This window comes from Puia sp. P3 (assembly GCF_050632245.1).
Lineage (GTDB): Bacteria > Bacteroidota > Bacteroidia > Chitinophagales > Chitinophagaceae > Puia.
Genome location: NZ_CP192583.1, coordinates 1,550,857 through 1,572,876 on the forward strand (window position 1 = coordinate 1,550,857; position 22,020 = coordinate 1,572,876).

Sequence of the window (22,020 nt, forward strand, 5' to 3'; positions counted from 1 at the left end):
GACATATATGAATCTCCCTAAGCGTTTCGTCCTGTTATTTTTCCCTGTCGCGTTATCGGTGTTCTTATTTTCCTGTCATGATCATACCCGCAACGAGGTGAAGGATCAGGGAAAAGCTGTGCCTGCGACGGCGGGTGAGCATGTAGGGACCGACCTGAAGAGCATACTCGAATACGCGGCCGGCAATGGGGACAAACTCGTGGATTCGACGACCCTGCTGTACCGTAAGCTGGTCAACAGCGTGTACGACAGCAATGGCTATACAGCCATATGGAGCAGCAAGCGAAGCTGGAAGCCGGTAGCGGATAGTCTTTTTGCTTTTATCGACAGCTGTAAATACTATGGGCTGTTCCCTTCCGACTATCATTTTGCGCCGCTGGCTTTTATACACCGTGTGGTGCGGGAGGATACGCTGGCCAGGAAGAACGAGGCGCTCTGGACGCGGGCTGATCTGATGCTGACGGACGCCCTTTTTATGCTGGTGAAGCATTTGAAACAGGGGCGGCTGGATTACGATAGTGTGACGCTCAGAAAGGACTCGGTGCTTTCCGATTCCGTCTATACGCAGACGCTTGCAAAGGTCCTGGGGACGAGAGAAGTGGCTGGTGCTTTGCAGGAGCTGGAGCCAAAGCATTTCAAGTATGATTCGCTGAAGACTTATCTGAAGGAGTGGCTGCGCACGGTCCATTTCAGGCCACTGACCTGGCTGGAATATCCGTACAAGGATACGGCAGCATTCAACAATTCGCTGGTGATGCGGCTCCGGGAATCGGGCTATGTGGACTCGGCCATGGAGGCGTCGGATACGGCAAAGCTGGCGCAGGCGATAAGGAATTATCAGACGAACAACAAGATCAAGGTTACGGGCAGGGCCAACTCCGAGACGGTGACGATGATGAACAACTCGGATTGGGAGAAGTTCAAGCGGATTGCGATAACGATGGACCGGTTCAAGCTGTTGCCTGATAGTCTGCCCAGGACCTATGTATGGGTGAATCTGCCTTCTTTCAACATGCAGGTGATCGACTCCGATACCGTAGTCCTGGAATCGAAGGTTATCGTAGGTGCACCCAAGACGAGGACGCCGCAGCTGACCAGCGAGATCTCTAATTTTGTGACCTATCCGCAGTGGACGGTGCCGATGAGCATTATCATGAAGGAGATGCTGCCGGCCATCAAGAACAATGTCGATTATATCCGCAAGCAGAATCTGATGGTCGTGGATTCGAGGGATAGTGTCAGAGATCCGCTGACGATCAACTGGAAGCGGCTGAATAAGAACAATTTCCCTTATCAACTAAAGCAGCGCCAGGGGGACGATAATTCCCTCGGGGTGATGAAGTTCAACTTTAGGAATAAATATGATGTATACCTGCATGATACTAATGGCCGATGGATGTTCGACAACAAATTCAGGGCGTTGAGCCATGGCTGTGTGCGGGTGCAGCAGTGGAGGAAGCTGTCGGATTTTCTGGTCCGGAACGATACGCTGAAATATCATCCGGATACGCTGAAGGCCTGGATCAAGCGGCAGGAAAAGCATACGGTCTGGGGTTTTGCCAAAGTGCCGATATATCTGCGCTACTTTACCGTTGATGCGAAAAAGGGACATATTGTTTTTTATGATGATATATATGGCGAGGACAAGCTGCTGAGGAATAGATACTTTGCCAATAAGCCGATAATTTAGTTATTTTGTGATGCGGGCCCTGCCCGCACCACAAATCCAAATCCATGTCCAAAAAAATTAGAACGGGAGTTCTTGCCTATCTGTTACTGCCTGTTGCGGTGTTTGGCCGCGGGCAGAAGCCTTCCCGTAATTCCTCCTCTCATAACAAGGGTCATCACAAGACAGCAGCCACGAAAGTTCAGTATGGGGTTGCGAGTTATTACGCCAACAAGTTCGAGGGCCGAAAGACGTACACCGACGAGATCTTTACTCAGTCGAAGCTAACGGGTGCGAGCAATACGCTGCCGATGCACACCTGGGTGCGGGTGACGAATCTGCATAACGGGAAGTCGGTGATCGTGCGGATCAATGATAAGATGCATCCGAAAAACAAGAGGCTGATCGATCTTAGCCGCGGTGCGGCTGAAAGGCTGGGTTATGCGGGCCGGGGATTGACGAAAGTGAGGATCGATGTGTTGGGGAAGAAGAAGCCGGCTGAGGCGGAGGAAGAAGATGCTTTGACAAAAGATAACCAAACGAAGTGAAAGTTACGAACGTTCCCGGGGGAACCGAAGGTCTGAGCGAGGGAAGTTCTCCGCCGAAGTTAAACCGGCGCGGGGACCCGCGCCGGTTGGGGTACGTTTACTGTTTCATTTTCTTAAACACACTGATTGTGCCGCTTGTAGAAACATGCAGCAGGTAAGTATTTTTAGGACCTCTCACGGTGATATAATAGCATAGCCCGTCTTCTATTCCGTCAAATTCGACTGCTTCGGTCACTACGTATGAGGAGTAGTCTTTTTTAAGATTCATAAGCGCCGGGACGGGGAGGTTTTCGACGCTGATGAAGCGGCTGGTTGCGACGGGATCTCCGGCCGCGTTGTAGAAGGCCTGAAGTCTGAGGCCGTTCCAGACAAAATTCACTTCTGTAAATTGTCCCTTTGTCTTGCAATTCACGTCTGTTGCCTGGGGAAATTTTTCCAGGAAATGTTCCATACCTTTGAAGCGCGGTATCGAGGGGACGTCGGTTGTGATGAAGTGAGGTGCCGAGGGATTGCCGGTCGTGATGAAGCCGGGTTTCGGTGAACCGCCGGTTGCGTTTGCACTGTTGGCCGATAAAGTTAATGCCAATATAGCGGCAAAGATTGTATATCTCATAGTTCCATTTTTTAGAGTTGCCAAAATGTTTTAAAATAGCTAGCTGCATGGTATTAGACCAACGGAATGCCAAACAAGTTACAGGCTGTAATGTGTTGATTTTGAAGAGGAGGCCAGGTATGGGACTTACAGCGGGTGTCCGGAACCGGACGTTTGGTTGTCCGTTAATGGACAGGAACCGGACTGTGTCCGGTTCGCACCGTTAGGTGCAGACATATATTATTTTGAACTTTAAAATTATAACACACATGAAAGCGAGCATTGGTATCAGCCCGGCGAATCTTCAGGCAGTTGCAACGGAAATGAGTAAGTTATTGGCGGACGAGTTTTTGCTTTACACCAAGACGCGGAATGCGCACTGGAACGTCGAAGGTCCGGATTTCCACACGAAGCATGTATTTTTGAAGAGCAGTATGAGAAGCTGGACGAGATCATGGACAGCGTTGCTGAGCGGATCCGTCAGCTGGGCCATTTTGCTCCTGCCACGCTGAAGAGTTTTTTGAATCTGACGCATCTTACGGAGGTGCTGGATCAGCGGAATGACAGTCTTTCGTTTATAAAGGAGTTGCTGACGGACCATGAGAATATCATTATTTTCCTCAGGGGGAATATCAACAAGTTTGCAAATGACTATGGTGACGCGGGGACCAGCGATTTTATCACGGGGTTGATGGAGACGCACGAGCAGATGGCGTGGTTTCTACGCGCGCATCTGGCATAGTTCGCGGCCCGCGGCCATTCGTTGCGGCCGAATAGTATTATGAAAAAGCCGGCTTAGCGCCGGCTTTTTTATTGATCTTTATTTTTCTTTCCGCCGAAGAGGCGTTTGAAGAATCCTTCCTTTTTCTTTGGGGCCTCCTGTGGTTTAGTGTCTGTTACCGTGATCTTTACCGCCCCTTCTTTACTTTCCTTTTGGTGGGTCGCTTCTTTCAGGATCTTCTGTTCTTCGGGAGACAGTTTGGAATCGACGGGTACGGTGGGTGCGCTGGTGTCGAGGTACTGGTTGGCGCGGCCGTTGCCCTGGTTGGCACCTTCGGCGCCGGGAGGCGGTGTCTTTTCGATGAGGTTCATGTAGTCATACATCATTTCGCGGCGCATATTCTCCGGCTGGATGAATTTGGCGTTGCGTTCGATGCCGAGGGTCTTGTCGGCAAGGACTTTGGTGAAGAAGTATTCCCAGATGGGGCGCGCGGCCTGTGCTCCGTAGCCGAGGCCGCCTTCGAGGTGGATGAAGCGGTCGTCGCAGCCTATCCATGCGCCGCCCATCAGCTGGGGGATATAGCCCATGAACCAGGCGTCGGAGTTATCGTTGGTGGTACCTGTTTTTCCGCCCATTTCGGCTACGCCGAGGCGGTTGCGGAGGCCGGCGGCGGTACCGAAGTCGACGGGGCCCTGCATCATGCGGGCCATCGTATAGGCGGTAGCCTGGCTGATGACCTCTTTGCGTTTGGTATCGAAGCGGTCGAGCACGTTACCGTTCTTGTCCTCGATGCGGGAAATATAATAGGGCATCGTGCTGAAACCTCCGGAGGGGAACATGGTATATCCCCACATCACCTCAAAAAGGGAGAGATCGCAGGCGCCAAGGGCCATGGACGGGTAGGGGTCGATCTTTGTGGGGATGCCGATCTGTTTGATATAGTCGGCGAAGCGTTTGGGGCCCACCTGTTTCATGATATAGGCGGCGACGCCGTTGACCGACCATGCGAGGCCGTTAGCCATGGTCATGGAGCCACCCTCGTACTTGTCCATACGGGCGGGGACGTTGCCGAAGCCGGGAAAATACTGCTGGCTGGTCGTACACATCGTCTCCGGGGTCATATTATAGTCTTCGATGCCGAGGCTATAGAGGAAGGGTTTGATGGCGCTGCCGACCTGGCGTTTGGTATTGATGTTGACGTGGTCGTATTTGTAGGTCTTGAAGTCGATCCCGCCTACCCAGGCCTTTACCGCACCCGTCACCGGATCCATCACCATGAATGCGGTCTGGAGCATCGCCTGGCTGTATTTGATGGAGTCCAGGGGGGTCATCACGGTGTCCTTTTCCCTTTTTGTATTCCATGCGAAGACCTTCATGGCCACGGGGTGGCTGAAGGTCTTGCGGATCTCGGCGTCGGTGAGGCCGTCGTCTTCGAGGTTGTGCCAGCGGTCGCTGTTGCGCATGGCGGATTCGAGGACGTTCATATGGTCTTTCCAGATGGTGCCTTTGCGGATGCTGTACTGGGAGACGAGGGCGCGCTGCAGGATGGGAAGCTGTTTGGCGACTGCCTCGTCGGCATACAGCTGCATGCGCGGGTTGATGGTCGTATAGATCTTGAGGCCGTCCTGGTAGAGGTTATAGGGTTCGCCGGTGGCGGGGTTCTTGTGTTCTTTGCACCATGTCTGCAGGTAGTTGCGGAGGACGTCCCGGAAATAGGGGGCGAGACCGTTGTTCTCGTCGACTTTTTTATAGCTGCTAAGGTCGATTGGGCGGACTTTCAGTTTCGCATAGTCGGGCGCGGAGAGGTAGTTGTTCTTGACCATCTGGCCCATGACGGTGTTGCGTCTTTCGATGGCCATCTTGGGGTTTCTGCGTGGGTTGTAGATGGTGTTGCCTTTAAGCATACCGATGAGGACGGCGGCTTCGTCGACGTTGAGGCGGTCGGGTTCCTTTTGAAAGAACGTGCGGGAGGCGTTGCGGATGCCGTAGACGTTATCGCCGAAGGGAACCTCGTTGAGGTAGAGCGCGAGGATCTCCTGTTTGGTGAAGTTGCGTTCTAATTTTATGGCGATGATCCATTCTTTCAGCTTTTCGATGCCGCGCCGGGCGAAGTTTTTCGAGCCCTGGTCGAGCAGGTTTTTGGCGAGCTGCTGGGTGATGGTGCTGCCGCCGCCATCGCGGCCGAGCTTGACGACGGCGCGCATGACGGAGAAGCCGTCGATGCCGGAGTGGTCATAGAACCGTTCGTCTTCGGTAGCCACGAGTGCGTTGATGACGTTGGGAGAGATGTCTTTGAATTCGACGTTGCTTCTGTTGCCCTTGTCTTTATAGAATTTGCCCATTGGCGTGCCGTCTTCGGCGAAGACTTCGGTGGCCAGGGTGATGGAGGGATTTTCGAGCTCTTTGAGGGAGGGTAGCGAGCCGAATACGCCCAGGTTGATGAGGATAAGAAAGAGGACGAAGGCCCCAGGGCATAGAAAAATATTTTCCAGAAAATACGGACGAACCTGTTCGATTTAGTAGCCGACGACATATGTTTTACGATAGTTAATACTTTGTTTATGCGACCCGGGGCAATTCTTGCCCCGTTCGGGGCTAAATGTCTGGCCTTCGGCCTGTGCGGGCCACCGGCCCCATTCCCGGGCGGGTTGTTAGAATTTTCCCGGATAAGCGGCTGACAGGAATTTCCTGTAGGCGGGCATATCCTTGTTGTTCAACAACAGATCAAGGTTGGGAGCGGATATAATCAGGAAACTGTATTTGCCTGCCGGCAGCCAGGGGACGATCTGTCTGGGCGCCAGGGCTTTGGCTTTTTGCAGGTAGTCGAGGGCGTCACCGGCGTTCCCGAAGTTTCCGATGACAACCATTTTGACGCTGTCCGTGAGGTCGGCGTTGTTTGTCGTCAGCTGCTGGCTGTAGTATTCTTCTGCATTATAGCGGCTGAAGGCATTTTTCGTCTCATTCACGTAGACAGGGTCGACCTTGTTCAGCACAATGAGTACCGAATGGGGCTTATCCGGGTTAAGGGAGAAGACCGAATTAAGAGAACGCAAATTTGCGGCCAATCGGTCCGTGGAGTCTTTTATTCTCGCCATGACAGTGTTCAGAGAGTCGGTTTTGCGCCGGATGGCGGCGGCCTGGGCCGAGTCGTTGCTTGCCTTGACGGCGGCCGCCTTCAGGGAGTCCTGGAGCTGGCGCAGCTGGGTCATGCGGCTGGAGTCCATGACGATCTTGTTCATGCCGGCCGAATCGGTCTTCAGCTTGTCTATTCCGGCGCCCGGTTTGGCGGCGTCCGGCTTGTTCTTCACGAGCATGTTGGAGTCGTTGCGAACCAGCCGGGGCCTGTTGTCGGCTGCGGGTGTGGGTTTGGTATTGTCAACCACGATGGAATCGTCGTCTTTGGCGCGGGTCACCTGCAGCCGGGTGAGGTAGTCCTCGATCTCTTTGCGGCGGTTGAGGACGTCGAGGAGATTGGCTGCTTTGGCGGCCATCGGTGTTTTGGGCCATTTCGTCTGGATGGTGGTTAGGATCGATTTGGCCCGGGGGTCCTGCCGGCTGCGGATGAGGTAGACGGATTCGATGTAGAGCAGCTGGGGTGTCCAGTATTTGTCGCCATAGAGACTGTCGGCGACGTGTTTTTGGGCTTCGGCTTCTTCGAACCGGCCTTCGATATAGGAAAGGTAGATCTTCTCGTACTGGTGGGTGGCGTTGACCTCGGGCCTTTTGGCGGCTTCGACGGTAGAATCCGGGTTTGAGGCACGGGAGGTAAGGGAGGCTCCGGGATATTTTTGTTTGAGGCGTTCGAGTATGCGGGCTGCGTTGGCTTCGTCGCCGAGTTTCTTATAGCAGTAGTACATGTTGAAAAGTGCTTCCTGTTCGCGTTTGGTCTCAGGGAATTTCACCAGCAGGCTGTCGTAGGTGTTGACGGCGGAGAGGTAGTCCGGTACGCCATCCTGAAGGGTTTTGGCCATCGTAAACAGGGCGCTTTCGATAGAGTCCATCGAGTGCTGCATTTTCTCCGGTGTCAGCGGGAGGTTGGCCAGCAGCGTTTTGAAGTCGATGGCGTTGGAAGCTCCCGGTGTCAGGGTGTTGGGTACGAGGGGGCCCTGCTGTCCTTGTCTTGCTGCGCCGCCCCCGAGGCGTATGGCGGACGAGATCTGCCAGTTATCGGAGTTGGGGCGGTTGCCCCATTTGGTCTTGAATTCGGTATAGCCTTTGGCTTTGAGCGAGGGGTTGTTAAAGTACCAGTCGGCGGAGCCGCCGGATTTGAACATGTCGGGGGCGGCGGAGTTGTTTGCGGCGAGAATGTTATTATTGAAGGTGCTGTCGGTTTCGTCGCGCAGGCCCTGCTGGCGGCGGAGAGCCCGGACCAATTTTTTTATATAGGCGTCGCGTTGTGGTGGGGGCATGGCGGCGATGCGCTGGAGGCTGTCCTGGCGGTCGATCACCTGCAGTTGGGTGACGATGGTGGCGAGGGCGGCTTTGCGGTCGGGGAGCCAGCTGATGTCGCCGAGGGCGGCGGCGTCGATGGGGCCGATTGTCAGGCTATCATAATAGTTCTTTGCAGCGCGGTATTTTTTCTCTTCGAAGGAGATATTGGCCAGCTGGAGAAAGGATCGGTTGCGCTGCAGGCTGTTGGCGGGCGAGGTATAACGGGTGCTTTGCAGGAGGAAGCTTTCGGCGCCGGCCTTATTATTTCGTTCGAGCTCCATCTGGGCGGCCGTATAATAGATAATATCGCGGTAGGACTCGTAGCGGTCGCGGTGGGCCATGTGTACGAGGGCCTGGATGTTACGGGCGATGAAGTCTTCGCCGCCTTCCTTGTTCTGCCGGATGGCGTTGAGGCGGGCGTAGATCTCGAGGACGGGATTGTAGGTGTGGGTGATGGTCCGTTCGTAAAAGGTTCTGGCGTCGAATGAACGGCCGACGCGTTCGTAGAGCTGGGCGATGAGGTATTCCCAGCGGGCGACCTCTTCGTGGTTCGCTGCCGCGGGTAGGGCTTTTTCGAGGTAGATGGCGGCGCTGTCGTAGATGGATTTCCGGTAGAACCAAAGCGCTCTGACCTCGTTGAGGCTGGGTTTGAGGCGCACGGGGAATTCCGGGTCATTGCCGAGGACCTCGATGAGGGCAGAGGCTTCGCCGTATTTTTCCTGTGCGATATAGTTGCGAACCTTCCAGACCAGGGCGTCGTTGCGGCTGGGCGGGAGGGAGAGAGCCTTTTGAACGAGGTTTCTTTTCTCGACGGTGGAGACGATATTGGCGTTGCCGCCCTCGTCGGCGTTGGCGTTGCTGCCGATGGGTTTGTCATAGCCGTCGCTTTCCTTGGGGGCGAAGGCGTAGTTGAGGAACTGGAGGGTGATATAGGCCGAGTCGAAGTCTTTTTTGAAATAGTAGGTTTGGCCGATCAGCAGGTAGAGGTTGTCGATCCAGTCGTTGCGGGTATCGTGGATCAGGATACCGGCGGTACATTTATAGATGATGGAGTCGAGTTCTCTTTTCTGCGAAAGGGTGGCGTCGAGGGTATAGTTATAGAAGGGGAGGAGGAGGGTATAGTCGTCCCGGAACTGGGATTTGGCCCGTTCGAGGATCATCCGGAGCTTCTCTTTGGAGTTCCACCAGTAGTTGTAGTGGGTGATGGTGTTCTGGATGAACCGGCGGCTTTTTTTGAGTTTTTTGCCGTCATTGGATTTTTCGGAGGCCAGGGTGCGGTTTTCGAATTTTTTGGGTTTTGTCAGGGTATAGTCAACGCCTATCTGGCCCGAGGAGGTCAGGTAAAAAAATGAAAATACCATTAAAAGTACTGTCCTGATGTAGGTCACCGATGTCCCTTTATTCGATTGCCCGCAAACTTAGTTTTCCTTCGGGAATTTGCCCAAAATATATTCCCTCAGGGGAAACTGTCTATTGATTGGCCTTCGGCCGAAGGGGCTGCGCCCCTTTGTTCCCTTCGGGAATTTGCCCAAAATATATTCCCTCAGGGGAAACTGTCCATTGATTGGCCTTCGGCCGAAGGGGCTGCGCCCCTTTGTTCCCTTCGGGAATTTGCCCAAAATATATTCCCTCAGGGGAAACTGTCAATTGATTGGCCGTCCGCAATATAAACTCAAAAATCAGCCAAATATTTTATTATCTTTATGGCAATCAAGTCCAATTCCGATAATATGGCCAAATTCGATGCCAATTCTACCTTGAAACGTCTCCAAAACCGCTACAGACTGGTGGTAATGAATGATGATACATATGAGGAGGTAGTGACTTTCAAGCTTTCCCGCCTTAGCGTTTACACTGTTCTCTGCACGATATTTGTATTGTTGACCGGACTGACGGTGGCGTTGATCGTTTTCACGCCGCTGAAGCTGTATATTCCGGGGTATGGGGATGTGAATAACACGAAGGACCTGCGTGAACTAAAAATACGTACCGATTCGTTAGAGCAGGAGGTGAGGTATAAGGATCAGTATCTGCAGGGGATCCGGAGTGTGCTGCAGGGGAATACGACCGTGAAGCTGGATACGAGTTCGCTGAGTATTCCGAAGCCGGAGAGGATCAATGAGTAGGGGTGATAGAATCTAATACCGGGAAAACTTATTAAAATCCATATTTATGTTTAACGGCAAGACCAAATCTGACAATTTTTCTATAGGCGGAGATGCGCCTGTTAGCGCGAGCGCGAGCCTGATCGGGGCTGGCACGACAATGAAAGGAGATATCACCAGCAACGGTGATCTTCGTATCGACGGCGCCCTGGTAGGTAATATCCACTGTTCTGCCAAGGTCGTCATTGGCGCCAATGGCTCGGTTCAGGGGGATATCAACGGTCAGCAGGCTGATATCATGGGCAAGGTAACGGGGACTATCAAGGTAAAGGACCTGTTGCAGCTGAAGGGTGGAAGTCTGGTAAACGGAAATATCCAGGCGACCAAGCTGCAGATCGAACCTACGGCCAACTTCAACGGGGAGTGCCATATGACCCCTGCGGCTGTAAGCAGCGCTCCTTCGGGCAACGGCAAACCCGCCGACGTAAAGAAGGAAGTTAAACACGCAGAAATTGCCGCGGCGGGATAGCTCAAATGAAAATAAGGATGATGGCGCGGGTGGCGCGCGCGGAGGCGGTGATAAGAATGACCGGCGGCGCGAGCTGATGCGATATGCGGGGCTGTCTTCGCAGGTAGCGGCCTCGATAGGTTTTGCCGTGTTTATTGGGGTAAAGGCCGATAAATGGCTGAAGGTTTCTTTTCCAATCCTTTCCTGGTGCTTACCTTTGCTGGTAATAGTGGTTTTAATTATACAACTGATAAAAGAAGGATCCAGGAAAAACAATGGGAAATAAGGTAACCGGCAAGTCTTTTCTGCCTATTGTGGTTGTTTTTGTATTGACAAGTCTCTTTATCTGGCTGGCGGGTCCGCTGCTGGAAGCATGGAAGGCGGATCGCATGGTACTTGCAGGTGGGAATATTCTCCTTTTTTTGGTGACCGGTATTAGTTTTATTCTGTATTTCAAGGCTTTACACAGCAGTAATGTGCATGCCTTCGTACGGGTCATGTATGGCAGTCTCCTTATCAAAATGCTGGTTTGTCTGATCGCGACGTTTATTTATGCGTCGGTGGCCGGTCGGGCCGTGAACCGAAATGGGGTCATCGGTTGTTTCGTATTTTACATTCTTTATACTTTTTTCGAAGTGAAGATCCTGATGGAACTGACCAGAAAGCAGGGGAAGCCAGACAATGCCTAAGCAAGAAGCTCCACTGGACTATCTCAAGCGCTGGATCCCCGGCGCCGCGGCGCCGTTGGTGCTGGAATATCTCAACCATTACCAGGTACATCTGACTATCACGCGCGAGCGGAAGAGCGTGCTCGGGGACTACCGGCACGCGACGCGGGAGCAGAACCACCGGATCAGTGTGAACGGGAATCTGAACTCCTGGTCTTTTTCTGATCACGCTGATCCATGAGCTGGCTCATCTGGTGACCTTTATGGAATATGGCAACCGGGTCCAGTCGCACGGAAAGGAGTGGAAGTCGGTTTACCGGAAGATGCTGGAGGAATTCCTGCGGCTTTCGATTTTCCCTTCCGATATTCTGGATGCGTTGAAAAAGAACCTGCACGATCTGCCGGCGAGCAGCTGTGCGGACGAGGGGTTGATGCGGGTGCTTCGCCGGTACGACGAGAATACGGGCGAACTGCTGCTGGTGGAGCAGATCCCGGAAGGGGCTGTTTCAGTCTGGAGGATAACCGGGTGTTCCGGAAAGGAAAAAATTGAGAAAAAGATACCAATGTATGGAAGTAGCCACGGGAAAATTGTATCTTTTCAGTCCAATCTACGAAGTGAGACCTGCCTCGTAGGAATTCTCCCCTTAATTAGCCCTCGCTGTCTGACCTGATCTATGGAATGTTCGTTATCTGAAGGATACGCAAACGTGTTGATCACCGCCCGTTTTTAATTCGACCTAAATTTTCTTTAGCATCCACTTTGAGCATCCGTGGTGGCCGGTGTTGCCCATTGGGGCGTCGAGATAGTGGAAACCGAATTTTTCATAGATGGCCATGGCTTTCTGTAGTTCGGGCATTGTCTCGATGTACACCTGTTCATACCCATAGTCGCGGGCAAATGACAGTGATCGCCCGATCAGCTGTTTGCCCAGCCCCATGCCTCTCGCTATCGGCGTGAGGTACATTTTCACCAGTTCGCATGTGCCTTCGGGCAGGCCGTCCGAAGGAAAAATCCCGCCTCCGCCTGCAATTTGCCCGTTGATGAGGCCGACGTAATACCGGCTGCCAGGCAGCTGAAAGGTGGAGTACATTTCGTCGGTGGCTTTGTCGTAGTAGGCGGTGCCGGGCTTGTTGGCGCCGAATTCTGTGAGTGTATCGCGGATGATTGATGCTATGGCTGGATTGTCGGCAGGGAGGATCGTTCTTATCGAGATCATACGGCAAAGATAGGAAGCCCCGGACAAACGATGGCCTGTGGAACTATCTAGCTGAGGATGGCGATGACGGTGTAGAGGATGGCGATGGAGGCAACCATGATGCCGAGGAAGGGTTTGTCTGCGTTTTTCATACTGTCGTTTTTATGTAAGTAGGGATATTACCTGGTTAACGACAGGGGAAGGGCAAATAGTATGTGTGCGCGATGAGTTTTTAGGCGTGTACAGGGGAATGCTGATCCTGTATGGCGTCGATGAGTCCGGCGCGGTGGTAACTGTCGCGGCTGCAGGAAAAGACGGCGTTGCGGTCGGTAGTTGCGGAGAGTTTTCCGAAGCCCGATTTTTCGAGCAGAATGGTCCTTGGGTCGCCGGCGCCGATATGGTTTAGCGTAGTCAGGATGCAGCCGATCGACGGGTCGTTGAACAGGGATGCGATGCAGGTGCGGAATGCCGGGAGGTTGAGTTTCTCCTGGAGAGAATGATAGAAACAATAGATGCCAATGGTCCCGGACGCCGAGAGGTATTCGCCGCGAAGGTCCATCTGGACGGCGGGATGGACCTCCAGCAGGAAGAGGATATGGTTATACTGCGAGACGAGGTAGGCGCCGAATGCGCCGCTGGTATCCATGCGGTCGTAGATCTCCCATAGTCCTTCGTCGGGATATCGTGTTTTGCTGTTTCCGTAGAACTCGCGCCGGAATATTTCGCGGACGACGGACCGGTCTGTGTGTTTGTTAACAGGCCTTACGGAAAGCGTTCCGTTTGCTGGGTGTTTGGCTAAAGAAAACATAGAGGCTTGGTTTGGTTGGCAGAGTGGAACCATTAGTACTAATCCAGCCTTAAGTTGGTAGTGAGTGCTTAACCAGAAATAGTGAGTGCTTAACCTGTGAAAATTGAGAGATGTTGCAAAAATGTGTAAAAAAGAGAAAGGATAGCTAAATCAGGCGGGATTTAAACCAATTCTGTTTACAATTTTGTAATAAAATGTAAGGGTAAGCACCTAGGGAAGGCCACTGGAAGGGCCTCAGAGGTCGGAATAGGCCGCGGGATGGAGGAAAACGATGTCGACGTGGGAGACGTTGTGCTGATATTCCGGGGCCGCGACCAGTTGTTTCCACACGGGATCGCCGGAGAAGGCTTTCCAGTGTGCTTCGCGGGAGGCCATATCGTCGAAGCTGGTCATATACATGAGGTTGGGCATATGGGCGCCATTGAGAACGGAAGCGTAGAAGACAGCGTTGAAGCCGAGGCGGCGGAAGAGGGGGATCTCTCCGCCCTGATTGAACATCCGGACCTTGCTGGCAAAGTATTTTTCGGTGGGTCCTTCGTAGCTGCGCAGTTCATAGATGCGCTGGTCGCGGGGCCCGTGGAGGGAGTCTGGGGCGGCATGGCGGGGCATGTCCGGGAAGGCCTGCAGGAGAATGGACTCCATGCGAAGATAGGGAGGGTTGTCCCAGACGGCGTCGAGGTATTCCTTGCCGTCGGTCTGGTATTGAGCGTCTTTTTCGAGGCTTTGCGGCAGGGTGGCCAGCTGTTCCATTGTTTTTGCGGGTATGAAGACGTAGATCTTACGAATAGCGGCGGTGTCGTTGCCTATGGGTTTGAAGACTCCTATGCCGGAGAATCCGAGGCGGTGCATAGCAGGGACGAATGCCGTCTGGAGGAATTTTTCCACTCTGGTCTCCTGGTCCGAATTTTTCAGCTGATAGATACGAATGGAATAGTATTCCTGTTTTGGCGGACGTGCGAACGTGCCTGTGACTAGGGAGAGGAAGAGGGTAACGGCAAGGAATTTTTTCATGATCGGAACAATTTGGATACGATAAATGTAGGCAGTTAAAGTCTTTTAACAAAAACTTGAAAGATTTTAATACTGAATACCAATCAATAAGCCGATTTTTACAACCTCCTGATCGATCTATGAGATATCTAATTTTTTCCTTAGTGGCATTTTTGCTGCTGTTTTCGTTGCACAGCAACGCACAGCAGTTTCTGACCGGTAAAGTTTTCAAGAAGAACAGTGCGGAGGCGCTGGTTTCCGTCAGTATACACAATATCAGCGCCCAGCGATACGACCTGTCGGAAGAGAATGGCAGCTATCGTATCCAGGTCGTCCCGGGGGACCATGTCTCCTTTTCTTCGGTGGGTTATATGGCTGATACCGTAACGGTGACGGCGGCTATGCTGACCGGGGATTTTCCTGTGTACCTGGATGTAAGGGCGCAGACGCTGAAGGCTGTGCGGGTAGGGGAGTTCTCCAATTATCAGCTGGACTCCATGGACCGGCGTAAGGAGTATGCGTGGGTATACGACCACGGCAATACGCCGCGGATGGAGCATGAGCGGAAAGGGGATGGGGTTGGCGTCACGCTGAATATCTTCCGGAATGCCTCTGCGAAGGAGAAGCAGCGGGAAAGGCTGGAGAAGCGGCTGGCGAAGGAAGAGGAAGAATATTATATCGACTCGCGCTATAATAAGGACCTGGTTACCAAGATCACGCGGCTGAAGGGTGACAGTCTGCAGCAGTTCATGACAAAGTACCGGCCTTCATTCGACTATTGCCGCAGGGCGGCGAACGTAGACATCCTCGTCTACATCAACGACAGTTACAAGCAATATGTGAAGGGGGATTAGTGTATATTTGATACACTATGGGCAAAGAGCTAAGAAGTCGTAACTGGTTTGGCAAGACCGACAAGATGGGTTTTATTTATCGCAGCTGGATGAAGAACCAGGGGTTTCCGGAAGACATGTTCGATGGCCGGCCGGTCATCGGTATTTGCAATACCTGGTCGGAGCTCACTCCCTGTAATGCACACCTTAGAGATATAGCCGAGGCGGTAAAGCGCGGCGTTTATGAAGCCGGGGATTTCCGCTGGAGTTCCCGGTGATGTCCCTTGGCGAGACCCTGCTGAAGCCGACTGCCATGTTGTTCCGCAATCTGGCGAGTATGGATGCCGAGGAATCGATGCGTGGTAATCCGCTGGATGGGGTGGTATTGCTGACGGGCTGTGACAAGACTACGCCTTCCACGGTGATGGGAGCGGCAAGCGTCGATCTGCCTACCATTGTTGTACCGGGTGGGCCGATGCTGAACGGGAAATTCCAGGGGCATGATATCGGATCGGGGACGCATGTCTGGAAATTCGACGAAGACCGTAAGAAGGGGATAATGAGTGATGCGGACTATCTGCTGGCGGAGAGCTGTATGTCGCGCAGTCCCGGGCACTGCATGACGATGGGGACGGCTTCCACCATGGCCTGCATGGTCGAATCGCTTGGGCTGACGCTGCCGGGGGCTGCGGCGATACCGGCGGTGGATTCGCGCAAGAAGGTACTGGCGCAGCTGTCGGGAAGGAGGATCGTAGAGATGGTGAAGGAGGACTTGCGGCTGTCGCGTGTGCTGACGCGCCCCGCCTTTGAAAATGCGATCAAAGTGAATGCGGCGGTCGGAGGCAGCACTAATCTGATCATACACCTCACTGCAATAGCGGGGAGGATCGGGGTGCCGCTGGCGCTGGAAGATTTTGACAGGCTGGGAAGCCAGATCCCGCTGCTGCTGAATCTCATGCCATCCGGAAAATTTTTGATGGAAGACTTTTATTATGCCGGCGGTCTTCCGGTGATCCTAAGCGAACTGCAGAAGCAGCTGGATATGGACGTGGTGACGGTGAACGGGAAGACGCACAGGGAGAATATAAAGGGCAGGGAGACCTGCTATAACCGGGAGGTCATTGCGTCTATCGAAGAGCCGTTGATACCCCATGCTGGAATTGCGGTTGTCAAAGGAAATCTTTCGCTGAATGGCGCCGTTATAAAGCCTTCTGCTGCGACTCCCGCGCTAATGCAGCACCGGGGGAGGGCAGTGGTGTTCGAAAGTATCGAAGACTACCATGCCCGTGTGGACGACCCGGCTCTCGATATCGACGAGACCAGTGTCATGGTATTGAAGTATGTCGGGCCTGTGGGCTATCCCGGCATGCCCGAGGTAGGGAATATGGCCCTGCCGAAGAAATTATTGGAAAAGGGGGTGACCGATATGGTGCGTATCTCCGACGGAAGGATGAGCGGGACGGCGTATGGTACGGTGGTCCTGCACGTATCTCCCGAATCGGCGGTTGGCGGGGCGCTGGCGCTGGTAAAAAATGGCGACTGGATCGAGCTGGACGTCGCCGGGCGCAGGCTTCATCTGGACGTGCCGGAGGCTGAGCTGGAGCGGAGGAGGAAGGAGTGGTCGAGGCCCGCGGTGCCTGGGACCGACAGGGGATATGTGCATTTGTATGTGCAGCATGTACAGCAGGCCGACAAGGGGGCCGATCTGGATTTTCTGGTGGGGGGATCGGGGTCGCAGGTGAGCAGGGATTCGCATTAATATACTTCTTTGTTAACTGACTACTGCTTATGAATCTTTTGATCGTTCTGTTCGGCATTCTTTTGCTTGTGGTGATGATCTCCTGGGGCAAGGTGAATGCGTTTCTTACATTTCTCGTCGTATCTATTCTTGTTGGTCTTTTGCTCGGTATTCCGTTCGGCAGCATTACAAAGAGCGTATATAAGGGCATCGGGGACACGCTGGGGGAGTTGTCCATCGTGATCGTGCTCGGCGCGATGCTGGGGAAAATAGTGGCGGAGAGCGGCGCCGCGCAGCGGATCGCCACGACCATGATGAATGCCTTCGGGACGAAGTATATTCAGTGGGCGCTGATGGTGACGGGGTTTGTCATCGGTATACCGTTGTTCTACAATGTCGGATTCGTCCTGATGGTGCCGCTGATCTTTTCTGTGGTGTACAAGTACAAGTTGCCGGCGGTGTATATCGGGCTGCCGATGCTGGCCTCTCTTTCCGTTACGCATGGTTTTTGCCGCCGCATCCGGCTCCGGCCGCGCTGGTAGGGCAGTTTCACGCGACGATGGGGAAAACGCTGCTGTACGGCATATGCATAGCGATCCCGGCGATCATCCTTGCGGGGCCTGTCTATAGCAGGACGCTGAAGAAGGTCGTCGCCACTCCGCTGGAGGGGCTGGTGGCTGCTGAGCGTCCCGAGTCCGAATTGCCGGGCATCGGGAACAGTCTTTTGTCTTCCCTGCTGCCAGTGATACTGCTGATGCTGACTACGATAATACCCCTGGTGTTCAATCTGCCGCCGAAGGTGAAACAGATCGTCGAGTTTTTTGGGAACCCCTCCATTATTCTGCTGCTGGCTATTGCGACGGCCACCTATAGCCTGGGTATACGCTGCGGCATGAAGATGAAGAAGATCATGAAGACTTACGAAGAGGCGGTAAAGGACGTGGCCATCATTCTGCTGATCGTAGCCGGCGCGGGCGCGCTGAAGGAGGTATTCATCGACAGCGGCGTGAGCCTGGAGATTGCCGGCGTATTGCAGGGATGGCCGATCCACCCGTTGGTGCTGGGCTGGCTGATGGCGGCCATTATCAGGGTTTGTCTGGGTTCGGCGACGGTGGCGGGGCTGACGGCGGCTGGGATCATCCTGCCTCTGATGACGAAGATGCACGTAGACCCGAACCTGATGGTACTTTCCGTAGGGGCAGGCAGTCTGATGTTCTCGCATGTCAATGACAGCGGGTTCTGGCTATTCAAGGAATATTTCAATCTCTCGATAAAGGATACGATCCGGTCCTGGTCGCTGATGGAGACGATCGTATCGCTGGTGGGACTGGCAGGGGTTTTGTTGCTTAACCTCTTGGTGAATTAAGGAATTGGGGTGCCCCCGGGGGAGGTGGTCCGGCGGTTGGGGCCGGGAAGTCCCGCCGGTATTGGGGTGTGGCGGGGAAGGTGTCCGGGGGTCGACCGGCGGCTGTCCCAATAATTTTTTATCTTAGAGGCAGTGAATATAGAGTTGTATATACAAAGCGGAATCGTGGAAAGTTATGCGCTGGGTCTGGCGACTCCCTTTGAAGTTGCTGAATTTGAGCAGCTGTTGCCTCATTTCCCTGAACTGCAGGAGGCGCTGTCTGAATTTGAATACCATCTGGAATTGTTTTCCATCGATAACGAGGTGCCGCCGCCGCCGGAGGTGAAGGAGAGAATAAAGGCCCGTATTCGGGAGGTGCCGGCGGTGCCGGAGAAAGGACAGGGCGGATCGGGTCGGCGGGCCGGAGGAAATGGCGGCAGGGAAAAGAAGGGGGTGGAATATATACCTGTCGAGGTCACCACTCCGTATATCCGGGTACACAAGCGCTGGAGGACCTTTTTATCATAGTGTTCATCCTGTCCAAGATATCTGCTGGCGCTGGCGATCTATTATTTTCTGGAGTACCGGCATACACAAAATCAGGTGTTGCAGCTGGAGGAGCAACTGGGGAAGAGGGAGGCCGGAGTCGGAGGGGAGGGGAAATAGGGCCCGCGGCGGCCGGTGAGCCGGAAGAAAATAAAATTTTGATCGTTTGGGTTTGGGGATTAATTTTGGCGGGCAAAGGACCAAAGGTCCGGTCGAATAACATGACATATAACAGGCAACATCATCACCACCATTTTTTCTTACCCGTCGGGTAGGCCGGTGATGTTTTGTCTAAAAAATAAAACTTATTAGGGGCTTACCGGGTGGTAAGCCCTCTTTTTTACCGTCCTTTTCCGCGCCGGTGGCGTGGGGAACAAAAACAGCATCGTGAACAAATTAAAGATCGCAATTCAGAAGTCCGGGCGCCTGTATGACGACTCGGTCAAACTGCTGAAAGACTGCGGAATCGACCTTAAGAACGGCGTCAACAAGCTAAAAACGGAGTGCGACAATTTTCCCATGGAGATCTATTTTCTTCGGGACGACGATATTCCCCAGTACGTGGAGGATGCGGTTGCTGACATCGGCATCGTAGGGGAGAACGTGCTTTACGAGAAGAACAAGAAGGCCGAGATCGTCGAGCAGCTCGGTTTTGGAAAGTGCCGGTTGTCGGTGGCGGTGGGCAGGAGTGAAGTGTATGAAGGGGTGGAGTTCCTTAACGGAAAGAAAATTGCGACCACCTATCCCACCCTGGTGCGGCAGTTCCTGGAGAAGAACGGTGTCCGCGCCGAGATCCACGAGATCAGCGGTTCGGTGGAGATCGCTCCCGGCATCGGGCTTGCGGACGCCATTGTCGACCTGGTCAGCAGCGGAAGCACGTTGTTCATGAACGGGCTGAAAGAGGTAGAGACCGTGCTGAGGTCGCAGGCCGTACTGATCCGGAATGAGCGGCTTGGGGCGGACCAGCAGGCGCTGCTGGAGAAATTCCTTTTCCGGATAAGGGCGGTTAAGAAGGCACGGAACACGAAGTATATTCTGCTGAATGCGCCGAACGAGCGACTGAAGGAGATCATCGGCCTATTACCGGGGATGAAGTCCCCGACGGTGCTGCCGCTGGCGGAGGAGGGATGGAGCAGCGTACACAGCGTGCTGAATGAAAATGATTTTTGGGATATTATCGAGCGATTGAAGGCTGCCGGGGCGCAGGGGATCCTGGTTGTACCTATTGAAAAGATGGTGATCTAAAACATAGTTATGGAAGTCATTGATATCAGGGATTCATTGGATGTGCCGGCCGGCGGCTGGCTTTCCAGACCGGTGATCGATACGAAATCGCTGGAGCGTACCGTCGCCGAAATCTTACAGAAGGTCAGGCTGGAAGGCGATGCCGCCGTTCGGGAGTATTCGCTGCGGTTCGACAAGGCAGAGCCTGGGGCGCTCGGGCTGAGTGCCGCCGAGATCGGGGCCGGCGCCGCGGCAGTCGGAGAAGAGCTGGGCGCCGCTATTCGTGCGGCGCACGCAAATATCGTGGCTTTTCACAGCCGGCAGCGACAGTCCGAACAGGTGGTGGCCGTACAGCCGGGTATCGACTGCTGGCGAAAGTCTGTGGCCATCGAGAAGTGGGGCTATATATCCCTGGAGGGACGGCGCCTTTGTTCTCGACGCTGCTGATGCTTGCGATACCGGCAACCATCGCGGGATGCAGGGAGATCGTGCTGTGTTCGCCGCCGGATCATCAGGGGCGGCTGCATCCGGCCATTCTCTTTGCGGCGCAGCTGGTAGGTGTGACGCGGATCTTCCGCGTGGGCGGGGTACAGGCGGTTGCGGCGATGGCGTATGGAACGGAGTCCATTCCGAAAGTATATAAGATATTCGGCCCGGGTAATCAGTATGTCACCTGCGCTAAGCAGCTGGTACAGCGCGACGGCGTCGCCATCGATATGCCGGCGGGGCCCAGCGAGGTGGCGGTATATGCCGACGACAGCTGCGATCCGGATTTTGTGGCGGCCGATCTGCTGTCGCAGGCCGAGCATGGGGCGGACAGTCAGGTCGTGCTGGTGAGTCCTTCGGCGACGGTCGTGACGGCGGTGCTGGCGGAAGTGGACCGGCAGCTGGTGCTGCTGCCGAGGTCGGATATGGCGCAAAAAGCGCTGGCTCACAGCCGCGCCTTTGTCGTGAGGGATAGCGATCAGGCGATGCGGCTCCTGAACGACTATGCGCCCGAGCACCTGATCCTGGCCTGTGACGATCCCGGGCGGCTGGCCGGGCAGGTAGTGAACGCGGGGTCGGTCTTTATGGGGCACTATTCCCCCGAAAGCGTCGGCGACTATGCCAGCGGCACCAACCACGTGCTGCCGACCAATGGCTTTGCCCGGGCATACAGCGGGGTGAGTCTCGACAGCTTTGTCAAAAAATAACGTTTCAGCAGCTGACGAAGGAAGGTCTTTCGGCCATCGGGATGACCGTGCGGAGAATGGCGGAGGCGGAGGGTCTGGAGGCGCACGCAAGAGCGGTAACCATAAGAATGGAAAAAATTAAAAATCATGTTCAATTTAGATAGTCTTCTTCGCGATAATATACGCAACCTTGTACCCTATTCCTCGGCGCGGGATGAGTTCAAGGGCGAGGCGCGGATCTTTTTAGACGCCAACGAAAACAGTCTGGGCTCTCCGCTAACGAAGTGGTATAACCGCTACCCGGACCCGCACCAGTGGAAGGTGAAGGAGGCCATCAGCAGGATAAAGGGAATTCCGCCGCAGCATATCTTTCTGGGGAACGGAAGTGACGAGTGTATCGACCTGTTGTACCGTGCATTTTGCGTCCCGGGCAAAGACAATGTCATCATCAACCCTCCGACCTATGGGATGTACGAAGTGAGCGCCAATATCAACGACGTCGGGGTGAGACGGGCGACGCTGCTGGACGATTTTCAGCTGGATCTGGTACATCTGGAGAATCTTGTGGACAGCAATACCAAGATCATCTGGATCTGTTCGCCGAACAATCCTACGGCCAATTCCATGAACAGGCAGGATATCGAGGTGGTCCTGAATAATTTCCCTGGACTGGTGGTCATCGACGAGGCGTATATAAATTTTTCGCGTCACAAGTCTTTTATCCAGGAGCTGAGCGACTATCCGAATCTCGTAGTTCTGCAGACGATGAGCAAGGCCTGGGGCTGGCGGGACTGCGTATGGGTATGGCTTTTGCAAGCGAGGCAATTATCGATGTCTACAATAAGGTCAAGCCTCCCTACAATATCAGCCAGGTCAATCAGGAACTGAGCGCTGAAGGCTCTGGAGGAGGTGGGGCAGGTAAACGATAT

19 protein-coding genes and 3 pseudogenes are annotated in these 22,020 nt (G+C 54.0%); 16 read left to right on the plus strand and 6 right to left on the minus strand.

Annotation, left to right across the window (positions count from 1 at the left end):
* Positions 1 to 7 precede the first annotated feature (7 nt).
* Both ACQ86N_RS09235 and ACQ86N_RS09240 read left to right on the plus strand, forming a co-directional pair.
* Positions 8 to 1,690, plus strand: coding sequence for a L,D-transpeptidase family protein (locus ACQ86N_RS09235; RefSeq protein WP_431214903.1), 1,683 nt, complete (start codon positions 8 to 10; stop codon positions 1,688 to 1,690).
* Positions 1,691 to 1,734: 44 nt separating this feature from the next.
* Positions 1,735 to 2,214 (plus strand): septal ring lytic transglycosylase RlpA family protein, encoded by a 480-nt coding sequence (locus ACQ86N_RS09240; RefSeq protein ID WP_431214904.1) that lies wholly within the window; start codon positions 1,735 to 1,737, stop codon positions 2,212 to 2,214.
* 97 nt (positions 2,215 to 2,311) lie between these two features.
* On the opposite strand, the gene ACQ86N_RS09245 is transcribed toward ACQ86N_RS09240, so the two are convergent.
* Positions 2,312 to 2,827, minus strand: coding sequence for a hypothetical protein (locus tag ACQ86N_RS09245; RefSeq protein WP_431214905.1), 516 nt, complete (start codon positions 2,825 to 2,827; stop codon positions 2,312 to 2,314).
* 248 nt (positions 2,828 to 3,075) lie between these two features.
* On the opposite strand from ACQ86N_RS09245, the gene ACQ86N_RS09250 reads away from it, so the two are divergent.
* Both ACQ86N_RS09250 and ACQ86N_RS09255 read left to right on the plus strand, forming a co-directional pair.
* The gene (locus ACQ86N_RS09250) at positions 3,076 to 3,318 is read left to right on the plus strand and encodes a hypothetical protein (RefSeq protein ID WP_431214906.1); all 243 of its coding nucleotides are present in this window, start codon (positions 3,076 to 3,078) and stop codon (positions 3,316 to 3,318) included.
* The gene (locus tag ACQ86N_RS09255) at positions 3,261 to 3,548 is read left to right on the plus strand and encodes a Dps family protein (RefSeq protein ID WP_431214907.1); all 288 of its coding nucleotides are present in this window, start codon (positions 3,261 to 3,263) and stop codon (positions 3,546 to 3,548) included. Before ACQ86N_RS09250 ends, ACQ86N_RS09255 begins: the two co-directional genes overlap by 58 nt.
* Before the next feature lie 68 nt (positions 3,549 to 3,616).
* On the opposite strand, the gene ACQ86N_RS09260 is transcribed toward ACQ86N_RS09255, so the two are convergent.
* Entirely contained in the window at positions 3,617 to 5,869 is a 2,253-nt protein-coding gene (locus ACQ86N_RS09260) for a transglycosylase domain-containing protein (protein WP_431214908.1), read from the minus strand.
* Positions 5,870 to 6,178: 309 nt separating this feature from the next.
* Positions 6,179 to 9,319, minus strand: a complete 3,141-nt coding sequence (locus tag ACQ86N_RS09265; protein WP_431214909.1) for a tetratricopeptide repeat protein — start codon at positions 9,317 to 9,319, stop codon at positions 6,179 to 6,181.
* Positions 9,320 to 9,661: 342 nt separating this feature from the next.
* Here ACQ86N_RS09265 and ACQ86N_RS09270 point away from each other — a divergent pair, with 342 nt between their 5' ends.
* The 5 genes from ACQ86N_RS09270 to ACQ86N_RS09290 all read left to right on the plus strand — a co-directional run bounded on the left by ACQ86N_RS09270 (position 9,662) and on the right by ACQ86N_RS09290 (position 11,910).
* Positions 9,662 to 10,084, plus strand: a complete 423-nt coding sequence (locus ACQ86N_RS09270; RefSeq protein ID WP_431214910.1) for a hypothetical protein — start codon at positions 9,662 to 9,664, stop codon at positions 10,082 to 10,084.
* A 46-nt stretch (positions 10,085 to 10,130) separates the two neighbouring features.
* Positions 10,131 to 10,592, plus strand: a complete 462-nt coding sequence (locus ACQ86N_RS09275; RefSeq protein WP_431214911.1) for a bactofilin family protein — start codon at positions 10,131 to 10,133, stop codon at positions 10,590 to 10,592.
* A 254-nt stretch (positions 10,593 to 10,846) separates the two neighbouring features.
* Positions 10,847 to 11,260 (plus strand): hypothetical protein, encoded by a 414-nt coding sequence (locus tag ACQ86N_RS09280; RefSeq protein ID WP_431214912.1) that lies wholly within the window; start codon positions 10,847 to 10,849, stop codon positions 11,258 to 11,260.
* Positions 11,253 to 11,480 (plus strand): hypothetical protein, encoded by a 228-nt coding sequence (locus ACQ86N_RS09285; protein WP_431214913.1) that lies wholly within the window; start codon positions 11,253 to 11,255, stop codon positions 11,478 to 11,480. Before ACQ86N_RS09280 ends, ACQ86N_RS09285 begins: the two co-directional genes overlap by 8 nt.
* 22 nt (positions 11,481 to 11,502) lie before the next feature.
* Positions 11,503 to 11,910, plus strand: a complete 408-nt coding sequence (locus ACQ86N_RS09290; protein WP_431214914.1) for a hypothetical protein — start codon at positions 11,503 to 11,505, stop codon at positions 11,908 to 11,910.
* A 66-nt stretch (positions 11,911 to 11,976) separates the two neighbouring features.
* Here ACQ86N_RS09290 and ACQ86N_RS09295 read toward each other — a convergent pair whose 3' ends face one another.
* The 3 genes from ACQ86N_RS09295 to ACQ86N_RS09305 all read right to left on the minus strand — a co-directional run bounded on the left by ACQ86N_RS09295 (position 11,977) and on the right by ACQ86N_RS09305 (position 14,254).
* Positions 11,977 to 12,456 (minus strand): GNAT family N-acetyltransferase, encoded by a 480-nt coding sequence (locus tag ACQ86N_RS09295; RefSeq protein WP_431214915.1) that lies wholly within the window; start codon positions 12,454 to 12,456, stop codon positions 11,977 to 11,979.
* 211 nt (positions 12,457 to 12,667) lie between these two features.
* Positions 12,668 to 13,243, minus strand: coding sequence for a hypothetical protein (locus ACQ86N_RS09300; protein WP_431214916.1), 576 nt, complete (start codon positions 13,241 to 13,243; stop codon positions 12,668 to 12,670).
* A gap of 234 nt (positions 13,244 to 13,477) precedes the next feature.
* The gene (locus ACQ86N_RS09305) at positions 13,478 to 14,254 is read right to left on the minus strand and encodes an NIPSNAP family protein (RefSeq protein WP_431214917.1); all 777 of its coding nucleotides are present in this window, start codon (positions 14,252 to 14,254) and stop codon (positions 13,478 to 13,480) included.
* Between the two features lie 143 nt (positions 14,255 to 14,397).
* Between ACQ86N_RS09305 and ACQ86N_RS09310 the strand changes: the two genes are divergently transcribed.
* The 7 genes and pseudogenes from ACQ86N_RS09310 to ACQ86N_RS09340 all read left to right on the plus strand — a co-directional run bounded on the left by ACQ86N_RS09310 (position 14,398) and on the right by ACQ86N_RS09340 (position 21,979).
* Positions 14,398 to 15,087 carry a hypothetical protein gene (locus ACQ86N_RS09310; RefSeq protein WP_431214918.1) on the plus strand — a complete coding sequence of 230 codons (690 nt, stop codon included), beginning with the start codon at positions 14,398 to 14,400 and terminating at the stop codon, positions 15,085 to 15,087.
* 116 nt (positions 15,088 to 15,203) lie between these two features.
* Positions 15,204 to 16,825: pseudogene (locus tag ACQ86N_RS09315) on the plus strand (IlvD/Edd family dehydratase).
* A gap of 74 nt (positions 16,826 to 16,899) precedes the next feature.
* Positions 16,900 to 18,170: pseudogene (locus tag ACQ86N_RS09320) on the plus strand (gluconate:H+ symporter).
* A 165-nt stretch (positions 18,171 to 18,335) separates the two neighbouring features.
* Positions 18,336 to 18,677 carry a hypothetical protein gene (locus tag ACQ86N_RS09325; protein ID WP_431214919.1) on the plus strand — a complete coding sequence of 114 codons (342 nt, stop codon included), beginning with the start codon at positions 18,336 to 18,338 and terminating at the stop codon, positions 18,675 to 18,677.
* A gap of 405 nt (positions 18,678 to 19,082) precedes the next feature.
* Positions 19,083 to 19,940, plus strand: coding sequence for an ATP phosphoribosyltransferase (hisG, locus tag ACQ86N_RS09330; protein ID WP_431214920.1), 858 nt, complete (start codon positions 19,083 to 19,085; stop codon positions 19,938 to 19,940).
* 9 nt (positions 19,941 to 19,949) lie between these two features.
* Positions 19,950 to 21,255 (plus strand): annotated as a pseudogene (gene hisD, locus ACQ86N_RS09335) (histidinol dehydrogenase).
* On the plus strand, positions 21,239 to 21,979 hold the full coding sequence (locus ACQ86N_RS09340; RefSeq protein ID WP_431214921.1) for an aminotransferase class I/II-fold pyridoxal phosphate-dependent enzyme: 741 nt from the start codon (positions 21,239 to 21,241) through the stop codon (positions 21,977 to 21,979). Before hisD ends, ACQ86N_RS09340 begins: the two are co-directional and overlap by 17 nt.
* The last annotated feature ends 41 nt before the right edge of the window (positions 21,980 to 22,020 follow it).

Excerpts from the sequence above, each read along its gene's own strand:
- ACQ86N_RS09235 (WP_431214903.1), top strand. The coding sequence starts at position 8 with ATGAATCTCCCTAAGCGTTTCGTCCTGTTATTTTTCCCTGTCGCGTTA.
- ACQ86N_RS09240 (WP_431214904.1), top strand. The coding sequence starts at position 1,735 with ATGTCCAAAAAAATTAGAACGGGAGTTCTTGCCTATCTGTTACTGCCT.
- ACQ86N_RS09245 (WP_431214905.1), bottom strand. The coding sequence starts at position 2,827 with ATGAGATATACAATCTTTGCCGCTATATTGGCATTAACTTTATCGGCC.
- ACQ86N_RS09250 (WP_431214906.1), top strand. The coding sequence starts at position 3,076 with ATGAAAGCGAGCATTGGTATCAGCCCGGCGAATCTTCAGGCAGTTGCA.
- ACQ86N_RS09255 (WP_431214907.1), top strand. The coding sequence starts at position 3,261 with ATGGACAGCGTTGCTGAGCGGATCCGTCAGCTGGGCCATTTTGCTCCT.
- ACQ86N_RS09260 (WP_431214908.1), bottom strand. The coding sequence starts at position 5,869 with ATGGGCAAATTCTATAAAGACAAGGGCAACAGAAGCAACGTCGAATTC.
- ACQ86N_RS09265 (WP_431214909.1), bottom strand. The coding sequence starts at position 9,319 with ATGGTATTTTCATTTTTTTACCTGACCTCCTCGGGCCAGATAGGCGTT.
- ACQ86N_RS09270 (WP_431214910.1), top strand. The coding sequence starts at position 9,662 with ATGGCAATCAAGTCCAATTCCGATAATATGGCCAAATTCGATGCCAAT.
- ACQ86N_RS09275 (WP_431214911.1), top strand. The coding sequence starts at position 10,131 with ATGTTTAACGGCAAGACCAAATCTGACAATTTTTCTATAGGCGGAGAT.
- ACQ86N_RS09280 (WP_431214912.1), top strand. The coding sequence starts at position 10,847 with ATGGGAAATAAGGTAACCGGCAAGTCTTTTCTGCCTATTGTGGTTGTT.
- ACQ86N_RS09285 (WP_431214913.1), top strand. The coding sequence starts at position 11,253 with ATGCCTAAGCAAGAAGCTCCACTGGACTATCTCAAGCGCTGGATCCCC.
- ACQ86N_RS09290 (WP_431214914.1), top strand. The coding sequence starts at position 11,503 with ATGGAATATGGCAACCGGGTCCAGTCGCACGGAAAGGAGTGGAAGTCG.
- ACQ86N_RS09295 (WP_431214915.1), bottom strand. The coding sequence starts at position 12,456 with ATGATCTCGATAAGAACGATCCTCCCTGCCGACAATCCAGCCATAGCA.
- ACQ86N_RS09300 (WP_431214916.1), bottom strand. The coding sequence starts at position 13,243 with ATGTTTTCTTTAGCCAAACACCCAGCAAACGGAACGCTTTCCGTAAGG.
- ACQ86N_RS09305 (WP_431214917.1), bottom strand. The coding sequence starts at position 14,254 with ATGAAAAAATTCCTTGCCGTTACCCTCTTCCTCTCCCTAGTCACAGGC.
- ACQ86N_RS09340 (WP_431214921.1), top strand. The coding sequence starts at position 21,239 with ATGTTCAATTTAGATAGTCTTCTTCGCGATAATATACGCAACCTTGTA.